We start from the raw sequence: 15,888 nt of genomic DNA on the forward strand, positions 1-15,888 counted from the left end.
CCATGACCACCTTCACGCCCTTCCCTCCGCTCGCCCAGCTCGCCGCCGACCTCGCCGCCGGCCGGACCACGAGCCGCGCGCTCGTCGACGTCGCGCTCGACCGGATCGCCGATCCGGCCGGCCAGGGTGCGGCCGTCTTCACCGAAGTCGACGCCGACAACGCGCGCGCGGCCGCCGACGCGCACGACCGCCTGCGTGCCGCGGGCACCGTGCTGTCGCCGCTCGCGGGCATCCCCGTATCGGTGAAGGATCTGTTCGACGTCGCGGGCCAGGTGACGCGCGCCGGTTCGCGCGTGCTCGACGGGGCGCCGCCCGCCAGGGCCGACGCGGTCGCCGTCGCGCGGCTCAAGCGCGCGGGCGCGGTGCTGGTCGGCCGCACCAACATGAGCGAGTTCGCGTTCTCGGGGCTCGGGCTGAATCCGCACTTCGGCAATCCGCGCTCGCCGTACCACCGCGACGTGCCGGGCGATGCACGGATTTCCGGCGGCTCGTCGTCGGGCGCGGCCGCGTCCGTCGCCGACGGGATGGCCGCCGTCGCGCTCGGCACCGACACCGGCGGCTCGATCCGCATCCCGGCCGCCCTGTGCGGGCTGACCGGCTTCAAGCCGACCGCGAGCCGGATCCCGACGCAAGGCGGCGTGCCGCTGTCGACCACGCTCGACTCGTTCGGCCCGATCGGCCTGACGGTTGCCTGCTGCGCACTCGTCGACCGGATGCTCGCGGGCCTCGAACCGCACGTGCCGGCCGCGCGGCCGCTCGAAGGCGTGCGGCTCGGCGTGCTGACCAATTATGTGACCGACGGCGTCGACGCCGACGTCGCCGCCGCGCTCGACGCATCGCTGAAGCACCTCGAAGCCGCGGGCGCGATCGTCACTGAAGTGCGCTTTTCCGCGCTCGACCGGCTGCCGGACATCAACCGCTTCGGCTTCTCGCCGATCGAGGCGTACGCGTGGCATCGCCCGCTGCTCGCGCAGCACCGCGACCAATACGACCCGCGCGTGCTGTCGCGCATCCTGAAGGGCGAGCCGGCGAGCGCGGCCGACTATCTCGACCTGCTCGCTGCCCGCCACGCGATGCTGGAAGAAGCGGCACACACCGTCTGGTCGCGCTTCGACGCGCTCGTCGCGCCGACGGTGCCGATCGTGCCGCCGCGCATCGCCGAACTCGAAGCGGACGACGCCGCGTTCACGCGCACCAATGCGCTGATCCTGCGCAATCCGAGCGCCTTCAACTTCCTCGACGCATGCGCGCTGTCGCTGCCGTGCCATCCGCGCGACGCGGCGCCGGTCGGCCTGATGCTCGCGGCCGCGCCGCATCGCGACGACGCGCTGCTCGCGATCGGCCAGGCGGCCGAGGCCGTGCTGAACACGATCCGGTGACCGCCCGCGCGGCATGACGGCGGGCTATGGACCGGACGAAGCGGAGGCGGCGGCGGCCGGGTGCCGCACGCGCGCTGTCAGTTTCGTGCCAGATCGTTCGCGCTAAAATCGCGCGATTGTTTATCGGACCGACCAACGACAGGAATCCCGCCGACATGAACGACTCCACGCTCGCACTCCGCCGTGAACGCCGCCTGCTGATGCTGCTCGGCTGGGTATGCATCGCCCTGCTGGCGGGCGCACTGTATCTGCAGTACGTGAAGAACGAAGATCCGTGCCCGCTGTGCATCATCCAGCGCTACTTCTTCGCGGCGATCGGGATCTTCGCGTTCCTGGCCGCGGGGATGCGCAACTGGCGCGGCATCTGGGTGCTCGAGCTGCTGATCGCGATCGCCGCGGCCGGCGGCGTCGGCACCGCCGCGCGGCACCTGTCGATCCAGATGAATCCGGGCTTCAGCTGCGGCTTCGACACGCTGCAGCCGATCGTCGACAGCCTGCCGCCCGCCCAGTGGTTCCCCGGCATGTTCAAGGTTGCCGGCCTGTGCGAGACGGTCTACCCGCCGATCTTCGGGATCCTGCTGCCCGGCTGGGCGCTGATCGGCTTCGCCGTGATCCTGATTGCCGTCGCCTCGAGCCTCTGGCGCCATCGCCGCAAGCTGGCGGGCTGACCGGCCGCGCCGCGCGATCCGGCCGACCGGTCGAGGCCGCGTGGCCGCTTCGTCCGGCTAGGCCCACGACACCGGCGCGACCCCGATGCGGCCGCACCCTGCCGGCCGCGCGTAAACACCTATCCCCGCCGCCGTCCCGATTCCCGGGCGAACGCGCGTCGCGCGACATCCGCGCGCACGCCCCGCCACGCATGCGTTTCGGCCCGACGCCCGCGCGTCGGCGCCCCGATCCCGCGCGGCGGGCCTATGATCGACATGATCGCCGTCTGATAGCCCGGATCACCGCCCGGCAATGTTCCCGCCGCCTTGCGGTGCTATCTTCACGACTGGATGGCGATCTACGTGCGCGAGGCCAGGCGGTCTCACCTCCTGCGTAACGCGCGCCCGATCCGCAATGTCGACTGGATTCATCATGACAACGCAAACCATCCGCATCCGTCACCCTCATGGCGTCCGCACGTTGCGCGGCGTCGTTCGCGCGCGCCTTCGGCGCACGGCCACCGCACTGAACCCGTCGTGCGGCCGGCCCGCCTCGCTCCCGTCCGTCCTCGTTGCCGCCGCGCCCGCCAGCCCGCGCCGCGCGTCGTGCCGAATCGTCCGGAACGGAGCGTGCTGATGGAAGCCTGGCTCGGCGATCTGCAGCAACTGCTCGCACACGGCGAAGCGGCCGTGCTCGTGACGGTCGCGCATACCGACGGCTCCGCGCCGCGCGAGGCCGGCACCAAGATGCTCGTCACGCGCGACACGGCCCGCCATACGATCGGCGGCGGTCATCTGGAATGGAAGGCGATCGAGATCGCACGGCACCTGCTGAAGGACGGCGCGCACGTGCCCCACGCGCGCCGGCTCGAACGGCTCGCGCTCGGCCCGAGCCTCGGCCAGTGCTGCGGCGGCGCGGTCGTGCTCGCGTTCGAGCGGCTCGACGTCGGCGACCTCGGCTGGATCATGTCGCTCGCGAAGCGCGTCGCGGCGGGCGCCGCGACCGTGCGTAGCGTATCATTCGGCCCCTCGCCGGGCGCGCCGCTGCTGAGCGAGCCCGAATCGCCGGCCGCGCGTGCCGATTGCCTGCTGTGGGAAACCGGCGGTGTAGCGTTGATGACCGAAACGATCGCGCCGTATGCGTTCCCCGTCGTACTGTTCGGCGCCGGGCACATCGGCACCGCGCTCGTGAAGGTGCTGGCAACGCTGCCGTGCCACGTGCGCTGGATCGACGGCCCCGATGCGGTGTTCCCGCCGGCCGAGGCACTCGCCGGGATCGGCAATCTCGCGATCGACGCGCTTGCCAGCCCGGCCGATGCCGTCGACACGGCGCCGCCGCACGCGTACTTCGTCGTGATGACGCACGACCACGCACTCGATTTCATGCTTGCCGAGCGCATCCTGCGGCGCGGCGACTATGCATACTTCGGGATGACCGGCTCGCACACCAAGCGCGCGCAGTTCGATCATCGGCTGGCGGCGATCGGCATCGACCCGGCCCAGGTCGCGCGGATGCGCTGCCCGATCGGCGTCGAAGGCATCATCGACAAGGCACCCGAAGTGATCGCGATCTCGGTGGCCGCGCAGTTGCTGCAGGCTGTCGAGGCGAACGCACCCGTGCAGGCTTCCCCAACATTCTGACCGACCAAGAACAACGCCATGACCCCGACATTCAAGGACAAGATCGCCCGCGCTCCGAAAGCGGAGCTGCACATCCATATCGAAGGCTCGCTCGAGCCCGAACTGATTTTCGCGCTCGCGCAGCGCAACGGCGTGAAGCTCGCGTACGAATCGATCGACGCGCTGCGTGCCGCATACGCGTTCACCGACCTGCAGTCGTTCCTCGACATCTATTACGCCGGCGCGAGCGTGCTGCTGACCGAGCAGGATTTCTACGACATGACGGCCGCATATTGCGAACGCGCGCTCGCCGACAACGTCGTCCACACCGAGCTGTTCTTCGACCCGCAGACGCACACCGAACGCGGCGTGCCGATCGAGACGGTGGTGGCCGGCATCGACCGCGCGCTCGCCGATGCCGAGCAGCGCGGGCTGTCGAGCAAGCTGATCCTGTGTTTCCTGCGCCACCTGCCGGAAGAAGATGCGCTCGCGACGTTCGACGCCGCGCTGCCGCTGTTCGAACGCTATCGCCATCGGCTGATCGGCGTCGGGCTCGACTCGTCCGAACTCGGCCATCCGCCGACGAAGTTCGCGCGCGTGTTCGAGAAGGCGCGCGCGCTCGGGCTGAAGCTCGTCGCGCATGCGGGCGAGGAAGGCCCGCCCGCGTATATCTACGAAGCGCTCGACGTGCTGAAGGTCGACCGGATCGACCACGGCGTGCGCAGCATCGAGGATGCGGCGCTCGTCGAACGCCTCGCGCGCACGCGCACGGCGCTGACCGTATGCCCGCTGTCGAACCTGAAGCTGTGCGTGTTCGACGACATGGCGAAGCACACGCTGAAGGCGCTGCTCGATCGCGGCGTCGCGGTGACGATCAACTCCGACGATCCGGCCTATTTCGGCGGCTACGTCAACGACAACTACTTCGCGACGGTCGACGGACTGCAGTTGACGGACGCCGAAGTGCACGCGGTGATTCGCAACGGCTTCGAGGCGTCGTTCGTCGACGCCGCGCAGCGCGATGCGCTGATTGCGCGTCTCGATTCGTACTGGCAGGCCGCGTGACGGCCGGCATCGAGGTCTGCTAGACAGATGAAACACCGCAACGACATCCGCTTCGCGACGACCGGCCCGGCGTTGTGCCGCACCGGCCGCCTGCGTGCGCCGGGCACGCAGGCCGGCATCGCGTCCGTCGTACGCGTGGCGACGGCGGTGTGCGTCGTCGCGCGCCGCAGCCTGTCGCTGCGCGTCGTACAACGACTGTTGCGGCTCGCGATGCCGCTCGCCGGCGAGCCGGTCGCCGTGATCGCGATCGCCATCGCGATTGCGGCGCTGTCCGCCGGTACGTCGGCCATCGCGGCCACGGCCGCCGCGCTTGCGTGCGCGAGCGCAGCGCCCGGCGCCGCCTGCGCGGCTCGCCGCATCGCGCAAGCCCGGGCCGCCCCCGCCGCGTCGTCGCCCGCGCGGCACCGACCGTTTTCTTCTGTTCGCCTTACCTTGATGCAGGACCCTTCGTCATGACGCAAACCGCTTTCCGTTCCCAGCTGCTGACCTTCAACGGCGACCCGGCGCAATCGAGCCAGGCCGCGAACCACGAGACCGACGGCCTCCTGATCGTCGACGACGGCAAGGTCGTCGCGGCCGGCCCGCATGCACGGCTGGCCGCGACGCTCGCACGCGACGCGGTCGTCCACGACCTGCGCGACAAGCTGATCGTGCCCGGCTTCATCGATACGCACATCCACTATCCGCAGACGGACATGATCGCGTCGCCGGCCCCCGGCCTGCTGCCGTGGCTCGACAAGTACACGTTCCCGACCGAGCGCCAGTTCGGCGATCCGGAACACGCGCGCGAAGTCGCCGACTTCTTCGTCGACGAATTGCTCGCGTGCGGCACGACGAGCGCGCTCGTCTACTGCACCGTGCACAAGCAGTCGGCCGACGCGCTGTTCGCGGCGAGCGACGCGCGCGACCTGCGGATGATCGCGGGCAAGGTGCTGATGGATCGCAACTGCCCCGAGTTCCTGCGCGACACCGCGCAATCGGGCTATGACGACAGCGCCGAGCTGATTGGCCGCTGGCACGGCAAGGGCCGTCAGATGTACGCGCTCACGCCGCGCTTCGCACCGACCTCCACCGAGGCGCAGCTCGAGGCGTGCAGCGAACTCGCACGCCGCCATCCGGACGTGTTCGTGCAGAGCCACGTCGCGGAAAACGTCGACGAAGTGAAATGGGCGGCCGAGCTGTTCCCGGGCCACCGCAGCTATCTCGACATCTACGATCGTTACGGGCTGCTGCGCCCGCGCGCGGTGTACGGCCACTGCATCCATCTCGACGACGAGGACCGTCGCCGGATGGCCGAGACGCGCACCGTCGTCGCGCACTGCCCGACGTCGAACTTCTTCCTCGGCAGCGGGCTGTTCGACTTCGACAAGGCCGGCGAATACGACGTGCCCGTCACGCTCGCCACCGACGTCGGCGGCGGCACGTCGTTCTCGATGCTGCAGACGATGAACGAGGCGCACAAGGTTGCGCGGCTGTCGGGCCACCACCTGAGCGCGACGCGGATGTTCTGGCTCGCGACGGCCGGCGCCGCGCAGGCACTCGATCTCGCCGACACGGTCGGCACGCTCGCGCCGCGCACCGAAGCCGACTTCGTCGTGCTCGACCCGCAGGCCACGCCGCTGCTCGCACGCCGCACGAAGCGCGCGGAGTCGCTCGAGGAACTGCTGTTCGCATTCGCGCTGCTCGGCGACGACCGCGCCGTGTACCGCACGTACGCGGCCGGCCGGCTCGTGCACGAGCGCGGTGCCGCACGCCGCGCCGCCGCGTAACCGGCGCACCTGAGCCCCACCCTGCTCCGGCATGCGCTGCGGCGCATGCCGGAGCCGTCGAATTCACCGCGTGCGGCACGCGCCGTGCTAGAATTCGCCGCTCATTGGGGAGTAGCCGCTCCGCTCGATGTCCCGCGCCCCCGGCGCGCATCGTGACGGAGGCGTCCGTCAACAGACTTGGCCGTTCGGCCATGGCGGACGCAGCCACCAAGGCCTGGCGAGACCGATGGTTCACTGCGCGCCGCATCAGGGCCCGGCGCGCGGCGGATCGTCGCTCGCACGCACAACATCGGCCCGTGGAACCCCATACGTGTCCCAAGCCTTCCTGATCTCCACCGGCGCCGTCGCCCTCGCTGAAATCGGCGACAAGACTCAACTGCTGTCCCTCGTGCTGGCCGCGCGCTATCGCAAGCCCGTGCCGATCATACTCGGCGTGCTGGTTGCGACGGTCGTGAACCACGGCTTCGCCGGTGCGCTCGGCGAATGGCTCGGCATTCTCGTCACGCCGTCGATCATGCGCTGGGCGCTCGCGTTCTCGTTCATCGCGATGGGCTTGTGGATCCTCGTGCCGGACAAGCTCGATGCGGACGAAGCCAATGCGAACCGCTCGCGGCTCGGCGTGTTCGGCGCGACGCTCGTCGCGTTCTTCCTCGCGGAAATGGGCGACAAGACGCAGATCGCGACCGTCGCGCTCGCCGCGCGCTTCCAGGATTACATCGGCGTGGTGGCCGGCACGACCTTCGGGATGATGCTGGCGAACGTGCCCGCGATCCTGCTGGGCGACCGTTTCGCGCACCGCCTGCCGACCAAGCTGGTGCACGGCATCGCGGCCGTGCTGTTCGTCGTGCTGGGGGCGCTGGCACTGCTGGGCGTCGGCGTCTGACGCACGCAGGCAAGTGGCGCGGCCGGGCGACCGCGCCGGTGTCGATACCGCGTCACTTCGCGACCGCCGCACCCGATGCCGGCGCCGCCGGCACCGCGCGCTCGTTGGCGGCCGGCGCGGCCGGCCCGCCGCGCTTGTCGACCGGCAGCCGCACCGTGCGGATCGCCCCGTTCGACAACGGGAAATCGGCGAGCGCGCTGCGCGCGAGAAACGGCATCGCATACAGCAGCGCGCCGTTGTCGCCCGTGGTGCGCGCGGTCACGTTATAGACCTCCTTGCCGGTCGCGCGCTCGGTGATCCGGATCCCGAGCGTGTAGTCGAACACCTGGTAGGTCTGCGCGACGTAGCCGGCCGGCATCGGCCCCCAGGGCCCCCACGGGCCCCACGGCCCGCCCCGCCAGTACGGCCCCGGCCCCATGAACCACGGGTCGTAGTAGACCGGCTGCGGCACCGTCACCAGATCGCTGCCGACCCCGTAGGCCAGCCCGACCAGATAGCGTGCCTGCGCGGCCGGCACCTGGCGGAACGCATACGCGGACAGTTCGTTCGCGACGATCGGCTCGTAGGTCGACTGCTCGATGCTGTGCTTCTGCGCGTCGGTGCGCGTGAAGGCGTAAGTGCGCGTCGCGTCGCTGCCGCTCCAGTCGGAGAAGGCCGTGACCTGGGTCGTCACGTAGCTGGTGCAGCCCGTCAGCAGCGCCACGCACAGGGCCGCCGCCCAGCCCGCACCGCGTTGAATCCATTCGTGTTTCATGTCGATCCTCGTCGATCCGTCACCCGTTCGTCGCACCGCGCGAACCGCACGGGATGCCGATAATACGCGGACTGCCGGAACCGGTAAAAAGTTCGCGCGGCACGCGGCCGCAAGCCTTTGTACAATGGCCCGGTTCAGCCGGCCCGCGCTGCGGGCCCGATCCCCACTCCACCGATCTCGACGACCATGTCCGACAACGCCTCCTCCACCGTGATCCGCCGCGCCGACTACACGCCGCCGGCCTTCCTCATCGATTCCGTCGCACTCGAATTCGATCTCGCGCCGGCCCGCACGATCGTCAGGAACACGATGCGCGTGCGCCGCAATCCGGACGCGGCGCCCACCCCGCATCTGGAGCTGATGGGCGAAGCGCTCGAATTCCTCGGCGCACGGCTCGACGGCGCGCCGTATGGTCCGGTGCGCGCGCACGACCACGGGCTGACCGTCGAAAACGTGCCCGATGCGTTCGAGCTTACGCTCGACAGCGCGTGCGCGCCCGATCAGAACACGACGCTGTCCGGCCTGTACGTATCGAGCGGCAACTTCTTTACGCAGTGCGAGGCCGAAGGCTTTCGCCGCATCACCTACTTCCTCGACCGCCCCGACGTGATGGCGTCGTACACCGTCACGCTGCGTGCCGACAAGACCGCGTACCCGGTGCTGCTGTCGAACGGCAATCTCGTCGACTCGGGCGAGCTGGCCGACGGCCGCCACTTCGCGAAATGGGAGGACCCGTTCCGCAAGCCGAGCTACCTGTTCGCGCTGGTCGCGGGCAAGCTCGTCGCGATCGAGGAGAAGATCACGTCCGGCTCCGGCAAGGAAAAGCTGCTGCAGGTGTGGGTCGAACCGGCCGATCTCGACAAGACCCGTCACGCGATGGATTCGCTGATCCATTCGATCCGCTGGGATGAAAAGCGCTTCGGCCTCGAGCTCGATCTCGACCGCTTCATGATCGTCGCGGTCGGCGACTTCAACATGGGCGCGATGGAGAACAAGGGGCTCAACATCTTCAACACGAAGTACGTGCTGGCGAACCCCGAGACCGCGACCGACACCGACTTCGCGAACATCGAATCGGTGGTCGGCCACGAGTACTTCCACAACTGGACCGGCAATCGCGTGACCTGCCGCGACTGGTTCCAGCTGAGCCTGAAGGAAGGGCTGACCGTGTTCCGCGACCAGGAGTTCTCGGCCGACATGGCCGCGGGCGACGACGTCGAGTCGGCGGCCCGCGCGGTCAAGCGCATCGAGGACGTGCGCGTGCTGCGCCAGCTGCAGTTCGCCGAGGATGCGGGCCCGATGGCGCATCCGGTGCGTCCGGAAAGCTACGTCGAGATCAACAACTTCTACACGATGACCGTCTACGAGAAAGGCTCGGAAGTCGTGCGGATGTACCAGACGCTGTTCGGCCGCGACGGCTTCCGCAAGGGGATGGACCTGTACTTCCAGCGCCACGACGGTCAAGCGGTGACGTGCGACGACTTCCGTCACGCGATGGCCGACGCGAACGGGCGCGACCTCGCGCAATTCGAACGCTGGTACAGCCAGGCCGGCACGCCGCGCGTGTCGGTGCGCACCGCGTACGACGCGGCTGCGCGCCGCTACACGGTCACGCTCGCGCAGGGCTACGGCGACGCGTCGCCGGCCGCGCGCGAGACGCAGCAGGGGCCTCTGCTGATTCCGTTCGCGATCGGCCTGATCGGCCGCGACGGCCGCGACCTGCCGTTGCGCCTCGACGGCGAAGCCGCCGCATCGGGCACGACGCGCGTGCTCGACTTCACCGACACCGAGCAGACCTTCACGTTCGTCGACGTGCCGCAGGAACCGCTGCCGTCGCTGCTGCGCAATTTCTCCGCGCCGGTGATCGTCGAATACGACTACGGCGACGACGACCTCGCGTTCCTGCTCGCGCACGACAGCGACCCGTTCAACCGCTGGGAAGCCGGCCAGCGCCTCGCGACACGCGCGCTGCTGACGCTCGCCGCGCGCGCCGCCGCGAATGAACCGCTCACGCTCGGCGCGAATTTCGTCGCCGCGTTCCGCCGCGTGCTGACCGATGAAAACCTGTCGCCCGCGTTCCGCGAGCTCGCACTGACGCTGCCGTCGGAAACCTATCTGGCCGACCAGATGGCGGAAGCCGATCCCGCTGCCGTGCATCGCGCGCGCCAGTTCGTGCGCCGCCAGCTCGCGACCGCGCTGCGCGCCGAGTGGCTCGCCGCGTACGAGCAGCACCAGACGCCGGGCGCGTACGCGCCGACGCCTGAAGCCTCCGGGCGCCGCGCGCTGAAGAACCTCGCGCTCGCGTATCTCGCCGAACTCGAGGATCCGGCCGACGCCGTGCGCATCGCGACCGCGCAGTACGACGCGGCGAACAACATGACCGATCGCGCCGCCGCGCTCGGCGCGCTGCTGTCCGCCGCGGCGGCCGGTGCGAACGACGCGGCCGCGCGCGCGCTCGACGACTTCTACCGCCGCTTCGAAAAGGAAGCGCTCGTGATCGACAAGTGGTTCGCGATGCAGGCCGCGCAGCGCGGCACGCCGGCCCAGCCGACGCTCGCGAAGGTCCGCACGCTGATGGCCCACCCCGCGTTCAACCTGAAGAACCCGAACCGCGCGCGCGCGCTGATCTTCAGCTTCTGCGCGGCGAACCCGGCGCAATTCCACGCGGCGGACGGCTCGGGCTACGCGTTCTGGGCCGAACAGGTGCTCGCGCTCGACGCGATCAACCCGCAGGTCGCCGCGCGCCTCGCCCGCTCGCTCGAACTGTGGCGCCGCTTTACGCCGGCGCTGCGCGACCGGATGCGCGAAGCGCTCGAGCAGGTCGCGGCCGGTGCCAAATCGCGCGACGTGCGCGAGATCGTCGAGAAGGCGCTCGCGTAACGTCACGCACGCGACTCGCCGCGCGCGCCAGCGCGACGAAGCCGGTGCCGCCCCGTTGCGGCGCCGGCTTTTTTGTCGTCTGAAGGTTGGCGGAACGGGAGCCGGACCATGCGTTCGGCCCCCCGGTTTTACCGCCGCTGCCGGGCCGATCCGCCGCTCCGGGCACGCCGGAACCCGGCCGGACCGGCCGACCGACCATGTAACCGGACGAAAAAAGGCGGCGGCTCGGGAGGCGCGCCGGGTAAAATTGCGGCAATTCAAGGATTCTTTGGCCTCTCGGAGTCTGTCATGTCCATTGCCCGCCGCACCACGCTGTCCAAGTTCCTGATCGAGCAGCAGCGTGAGACCAACAACCTCCCCGCCGACCTCCGCCTGCTGATCGAAGTCGTCGCCCGCGCGTGCAAGGCGATCAGCTACAACGTGTCGAAGGGCGCGCTCGGCGAGGCGCTCGGCACCGCCGGCAGCGAGAACGTCCAGGGCGAAGTGCAGAAGAAGCTCGACATCCTGTCGAACGAGATCCTGCTCGACGCGAACGAATGGGGCGGCAACCTCGCCGCGATGGCATCGGAGGAAATGGAAACGTTCTTCCCGATCCCCGCGAACTACCCGCGCGGCGAATACCTGCTCGTGTTCGATCCGCTCGACGGCTCGTCGAACATCGACGTGAACGTGTCGATCGGCACGATCTTCTCGGTACTGCGCTGCCCGGACGGCAAACAGGCCACCGAGGAATCGTTCCTGCAGCCGGGCACGGAGCAGGTCGCGGCCGGCTACGCGGTGTACGGCCCGCAAACCGTGTTCGTACTGACGACCGGCAACGGCGTGAACTGCTTCACGCTCGACCGCGAAGTCGGCTCGTGGGTGCTCACGCAAAGCAACATGCAGATCCCGGCCGATACGCGCGAATACGCGATCAACGCATCGAACGCACGCCACTGGTACGAACCGGTCCAGCGCTACGTCAACGAACTGAACGCCGGCAAGGAAGGCCCGCGTGGCGACAACTTCAACATGCGCTGGATCGCGTCGATGGTGGCCGACGTGCACCGGATCCTGAACCGCGGCGGCATCTTCATGTACCCGGCCGACAAGCGCACGCCCGATCGTCCGGGCAAGCTGCGCCTGATGTACGAAGCGAACCCGATGTCGTTCATCGTCGAACAGGCGGGCGGCGCCGCGACGACGGGCACGCAGCGCATCATGGAAGTGCAGCCGACCGGCCTGCACCAGCGCGTGCCGGTATTCCTCGGTTCGAAGAACGAAGTCGAGCGCGTGACCGGCTATCACAACGAAGGCAAATAAATTTGCACTGCAGCACTAGACGGAGGTGCGAGACGTCAGTACAATCGCGCCTTCGCGATGTGGCCCTGACAGGCTGCATCGCAGTGAAGTGAAAGCGGGAAGTCCGCCGGATCGAGGGTTTCGCGAAGCAGCAGCAAGCTGAAAAAAATTTCGCAAAACCTATTGCCAAGATCTCGGATTTGACCATATAATTTCATTTCTCTGCTGCCGGTGTAGCTCAGTTGGTAGAGCAGCGCATTCGTAATGCGAAGGTCGTAGGTTCGACTCCTATCTCCGGCACCAAGATATAAAGGCCTGACAAGCATCGCTTGTCAGGCCTTTTCTCTTTTCCGGCCGCAATTCCAGCCACGATCTCCGATGCGCGAAGTCGTGCGCCACCCTCACCGTCATTTCCGCTTGCGGGCATCCCCCGACTCCCGCACCGCACGCCGCCGATTACAATCGCCGGACCACCCGCCCCTCCCCAGCATCATGCGCACCTGGCGTCTCGAGCGACCGAACCTCAGCGGACAACTAGACGTGTCCCGTGCAACCGGTCTCGTCGCCGCGATCGGCGGCAGCGAGCCGAACGCGTTCGCCGCGGAAATCCTGAAGCTGTTCGACGATGCGCTGGCCGTCACGCAGTGCACGATCTTCGCGTACGAGTTCGGCAACCGGCCGCGCACCGTCTCGGTCGCCGACCATCGCGGCGGCCGCTACCTGCGCGACGTTGCCGACACCTATGCGCGCCATTTCTATGCGCTCGACGGCAACCAGCGAATCGTCTCGGCCGCCGGTCGCCGCACGCAGCGCCGCGACGTGCTGCTGCATCAGCAGGCCGGCGACGAGATCGGCCACGACGCGTATCGCACGGCCTGCTACCGCGGCCCCGACGTCTCCGATCGCCTCGCGTTGCTGATGCAGCCGAACGACTCGACCTGGCTGTCGATCAATCTGTATCGCGCGCACCGCAGCGGCACGTTCCAGCCGCGCGAGATCACGGCCATCGAAACGCTCGCACCGCTGATCGCGCAGGCCGCGCAGCATCACTATGCGCTCGCGGGCTCGGCGCAGATCGGCATCCCGCTACAGATGCTCGCGCGGCTGCGCGGCGCATGCCCGACACTGTCCAAGCGCGAGCTCGACGTGCTGCGCGGCGTGCTCGAAGGCCAGACCGCACAGGAGATCGGCGAGACGATCGGCGTGAAGGCTTCGAGTGTCGTCACCTATCAGAAGCGCGCGTACCGGCGCCTCGGCATCTCGAGCCAGCGCCAGCTGTTCGCGCTGTGCCTGCAACCCTGAACTTCGATTGCCGATCCTGAACGCGTCGGGGTAAATCCCGGCCCGCCGCCAGCCGTTCGCCGTACCCGGAATGGGGACAGCGGTGTCCGGCGCGGCTTCCATACTGCATCCAACCTGCCGCACGCATCGCGTCGCCGAGCGTGCGCGTTCGATCAGCGCAACCTGGAAGCCAACGATGGGCATCGAATTCAAACCCTACCCGTTCGTCGCCGTGCGTCATCCCCCGCACCTGCCGACCTGCAGCGCCGGTGTCGATACGCAGCGGCACCGCGTCGCGATCGTCGGCGGCGGCCCGGTGGGCCTCGCTGTCGCACTCGGCCTCGCCAATCACGGCATCCGCAGCGTGCTGCTCGAAGCCGATGATTCGGTCTGTCACGGCAGCCGCGCGATCTGCATCTCGCGACGCAGCCTCGAGATCATCGAGCGGCTCGGCGCGCTCGACAGCTTCATGCGCGTCGGACTGCCGTGGAGCGGCGGACGCAGCTTCCATCGTCACGACGAAGTGCTTCATTTCACGATGCCGCAGGACGAGAACCAGAAGCTGCCGCCGATGGTGAACCTCGCGCAGTATCACATCGAGCAGTTCCTGCTCGATGCCGCGCTGCGCCGCCCCGAGCTCATCGAGATCCGCTGGCAGACGAAAGTCGCGGGCGTCACGCAGCACCCGGACGGCGCGCGCCTCGACGTCGATACGCCGCTCGGCCGCTATGCACTCGATGCCGACTGGGTCGTCGCGAGCGACGGCGGGCGCAGCACGATACGCGATGCGCTCGGGCTGTCGCTGCAGGGCACAAGCTATGAAGGCCGCTACGTGATCGTCGATATCGCGCTCGACAGCGACCGGCCGACCGAGCGGCTCGCGTACTTCGACCCGGCGTCGAACCCCGGCTCGACGGTACTCGTCCACAAGCAGCCGGACAACGTATGGCGGATCGACTATCAGCTGCGCGACGATGAGGATCCCGAAGCGGCCGTGAAACCCGAGAACGTGATCCCGCGCGTGCAGAGCCTGCTCGACATGATGGGCGAGCGCGGCGACTGGTCGCCGATCTGGATCACGATCTACAAGGCGAACGCACTGACGCTCGAACGCTATCGGCACGGCCGCGTGCTGTTCTGCGGCGACGCCGCCCACCTCGTGCCGATCTTCGGCGTGCGCGGCGCGAACTCGGGCATCGACGACGCCGACAACGTCGCGTGGAAACTCGCGTACGCGATTCGCGGCCTCGCGTCGGACGCGCTGCTCGACAGCTATTCGGACGAGCGCGTGTTCGCGACGCACGAGAACCTGCGCTACGGCACCAAGAGCACCGAGTTCATGGCGCCGCCGTCGTTCGCGTTCGACCTGATGCGCAAGGCCGTGCTGACGCTCGCGGTCCGGCATCCGGCGTTGCGTTCGCTAATCAATCCGCGCCAGACGTCGGCCATCGCCTACACGGCGTCACCGCTCAATGCGGACGAGCGCGATGCGTTTTCGGCCGGGCCGTCGCCCGGCATGGTACTCGCGGAATGTCCGCTGATGCTGCACGCGTCGGGCGACATCGGCACCGGCGAAGGCATGCGACGCGGCCACCTGACGGATCTCGTCGGTCCGCGTTTCACCGCGTTCCGCTTCATGCGTGACGGTGCGCCCGATCCGTCGTTCGCCGATCTCGAACGAAACCTGCACGACGCCGGCATACCGTTCGCGCTGGTCACGCTTGCACGGCACGCGGCACCGCAACAGCCGGGATGCGGCGGCTACGATGCCGACGGCCGGCTGTTCGACCTGTACGGCGCGCGCGACGGCACCGTCTATCTCGTACGTCCGGACGGACACGTGCTCGGCCGCTGGCACGATGCACGCGCCGCCGACGTGACCGCCGCGCTCGAACGCGCGCTGCGCCCGCGCACGTCGGCCAACATTCAGGAGCACGCATGATCACCGATACCGAACGCGACATCCTCTACACCGACCTGTGCCGCACGATGACCGGCATCGGCGAAACCGATGCGGCGCTCTTTCTCGCCCGCTTCGCGTTGCTGGCGATAGAGGCGATCGGCGATACGGCAACCGTCACCCGCCTGATTGCCGACGCCGGCGACGGCCTGCCCGACACGGGCACACCGGCGCCGACGCACGGACGATGACGCATGATGCATGACGCACAATCGTGCGGCCCCTCCTTACAGATTCATTTCGAATGACAGACGAATCCTCTGGAAAAACCCGTTAAGGGTGCATAACATTACTTAACGATTCCGACCCGTCTATCGCGTTACATTGCGTGGGCGGCGCGGCGGGTCGCATGCCGCTTCATGCAGCTTG

General features: G+C 68.5%; 13 protein-coding genes, 1 tRNA gene and 1 riboswitch. Of the genes, 13 read left to right on the forward strand and 1 reads right to left on the reverse strand.

Annotation, left to right across the window (positions count from 1 at the left end; genetic code table 11):
• The first annotated feature begins 2 nt into the window (after positions 1–2).
• The 7 genes from DID99_RS13710 to DID99_RS13745 all read left to right on the forward strand — a co-directional run bounded on the left by DID99_RS13710 (position 3) and on the right by DID99_RS13745 (position 7,363).
• Entirely contained in the window at positions 3–1,379 is a 1,377-nt protein-coding gene (locus tag DID99_RS13710; RefSeq protein ID WP_124571011.1) for an amidase, read from the forward strand.
• Positions 1,380–1,534: 155 nt separating this feature from the next.
• Positions 1,535–2,047 (forward strand): disulfide bond formation protein B, encoded by a 513-nt coding sequence (locus DID99_RS13715; RefSeq protein WP_124487811.1) that lies wholly within the window; start codon positions 1,535–1,537, stop codon positions 2,045–2,047.
• A gap of 615 nt (positions 2,048–2,662) precedes the next feature.
• The gene (xdhC, locus tag DID99_RS13720; RefSeq protein WP_124487810.1) at positions 2,663–3,667 is read left to right on the forward strand and encodes a xanthine dehydrogenase accessory protein XdhC; all 1,005 of its coding nucleotides are present in this window, start codon (positions 2,663–2,665) and stop codon (positions 3,665–3,667) included.
• An 18-nt stretch (positions 3,668–3,685) separates the two neighbouring features.
• Positions 3,686–4,711: an adenosine deaminase gene (locus tag DID99_RS13725; RefSeq protein ID WP_044849230.1), complete on the forward strand. Its 1,026-nt coding sequence runs from the start codon at positions 3,686–3,688 to the stop codon at positions 4,709–4,711.
• Positions 4,712–4,738: 27 nt separating this feature from the next.
• On the forward strand, positions 4,739–5,167 hold the full coding sequence (locus DID99_RS13730) for a hypothetical protein (protein ID WP_124666942.1): 429 nt from the start codon (positions 4,739–4,741) through the stop codon (positions 5,165–5,167).
• Positions 5,164–6,480, forward strand: coding sequence for a guanine deaminase (gene guaD, locus DID99_RS13735; RefSeq protein ID WP_044848552.1), 1,317 nt, complete (start codon positions 5,164–5,166; stop codon positions 6,478–6,480). The genes DID99_RS13730 and guaD overlap by 4 nt, the downstream gene beginning before the upstream one ends.
• 94 nt (positions 6,481–6,574) lie before the next feature.
• Positions 6,575–6,712: riboswitch (yybP-ykoY riboswitch) on the forward strand.
• A gap of 78 nt (positions 6,713–6,790) precedes the next feature.
• Complete coding sequence (locus DID99_RS13745) at positions 6,791–7,363, forward strand: TMEM165/GDT1 family protein (protein WP_044848551.1); 573 nt, start codon at positions 6,791–6,793, stop codon at positions 7,361–7,363.
• A 52-nt stretch (positions 7,364–7,415) separates the two neighbouring features.
• Here the strand turns inward: DID99_RS13745 and DID99_RS13750 are convergent, their stop codons facing one another.
• On the reverse strand, positions 7,416–8,117 hold the full coding sequence (locus DID99_RS13750; RefSeq protein WP_124487808.1) for a DUF4136 domain-containing protein: 702 nt from the start codon (positions 8,115–8,117) through the stop codon (positions 7,416–7,418).
• A gap of 186 nt (positions 8,118–8,303) precedes the next feature.
• Here DID99_RS13750 and pepN point away from each other — a divergent pair, with 186 nt between their 5' ends.
• From pepN to DID99_RS13780, 6 genes are all read left to right on the forward strand, one after another.
• Positions 8,304–10,997 (forward strand): aminopeptidase N, encoded by a 2,694-nt coding sequence (pepN, locus tag DID99_RS13755; RefSeq protein WP_124666943.1) that lies wholly within the window; start codon positions 8,304–8,306, stop codon positions 10,995–10,997.
• 288 nt (positions 10,998–11,285) lie between these two features.
• On the forward strand, positions 11,286–12,299 hold the full coding sequence (locus DID99_RS13760) for a class 1 fructose-bisphosphatase (RefSeq protein WP_124487806.1): 1,014 nt from the start codon (positions 11,286–11,288) through the stop codon (positions 12,297–12,299).
• A gap of 206 nt (positions 12,300–12,505) precedes the next feature.
• A tRNA-Thr gene (locus DID99_RS13765) sits at positions 12,506–12,581 on the forward strand.
• A 189-nt stretch (positions 12,582–12,770) separates the two neighbouring features.
• Entirely contained in the window at positions 12,771–13,580 is an 810-nt protein-coding gene (locus DID99_RS13770; RefSeq protein ID WP_124487805.1) for a LuxR C-terminal-related transcriptional regulator, read from the forward strand.
• A gap of 175 nt (positions 13,581–13,755) precedes the next feature.
• A complete protein-coding gene (locus DID99_RS13775) occupies positions 13,756–15,501 on the forward strand; it encodes an FAD-dependent oxidoreductase (protein ID WP_124666944.1) in 1,746 nt (581 codons plus the stop codon).
• A complete protein-coding gene (locus DID99_RS13780) occupies positions 15,498–15,710 on the forward strand; it encodes a hypothetical protein (protein WP_124487803.1) in 213 nt (70 codons plus the stop codon). Before DID99_RS13775 ends, DID99_RS13780 begins: the two co-directional genes overlap by 4 nt.
• Positions 15,711–15,888 lie beyond the last annotated feature (178 nt).

Origin of the sequence: Burkholderia sp. Bp8986, from assembly GCF_003854225.1 — a bacterium.
Classification (GTDB): domain Bacteria; phylum Pseudomonadota; class Gammaproteobacteria; order Burkholderiales; family Burkholderiaceae; genus Burkholderia.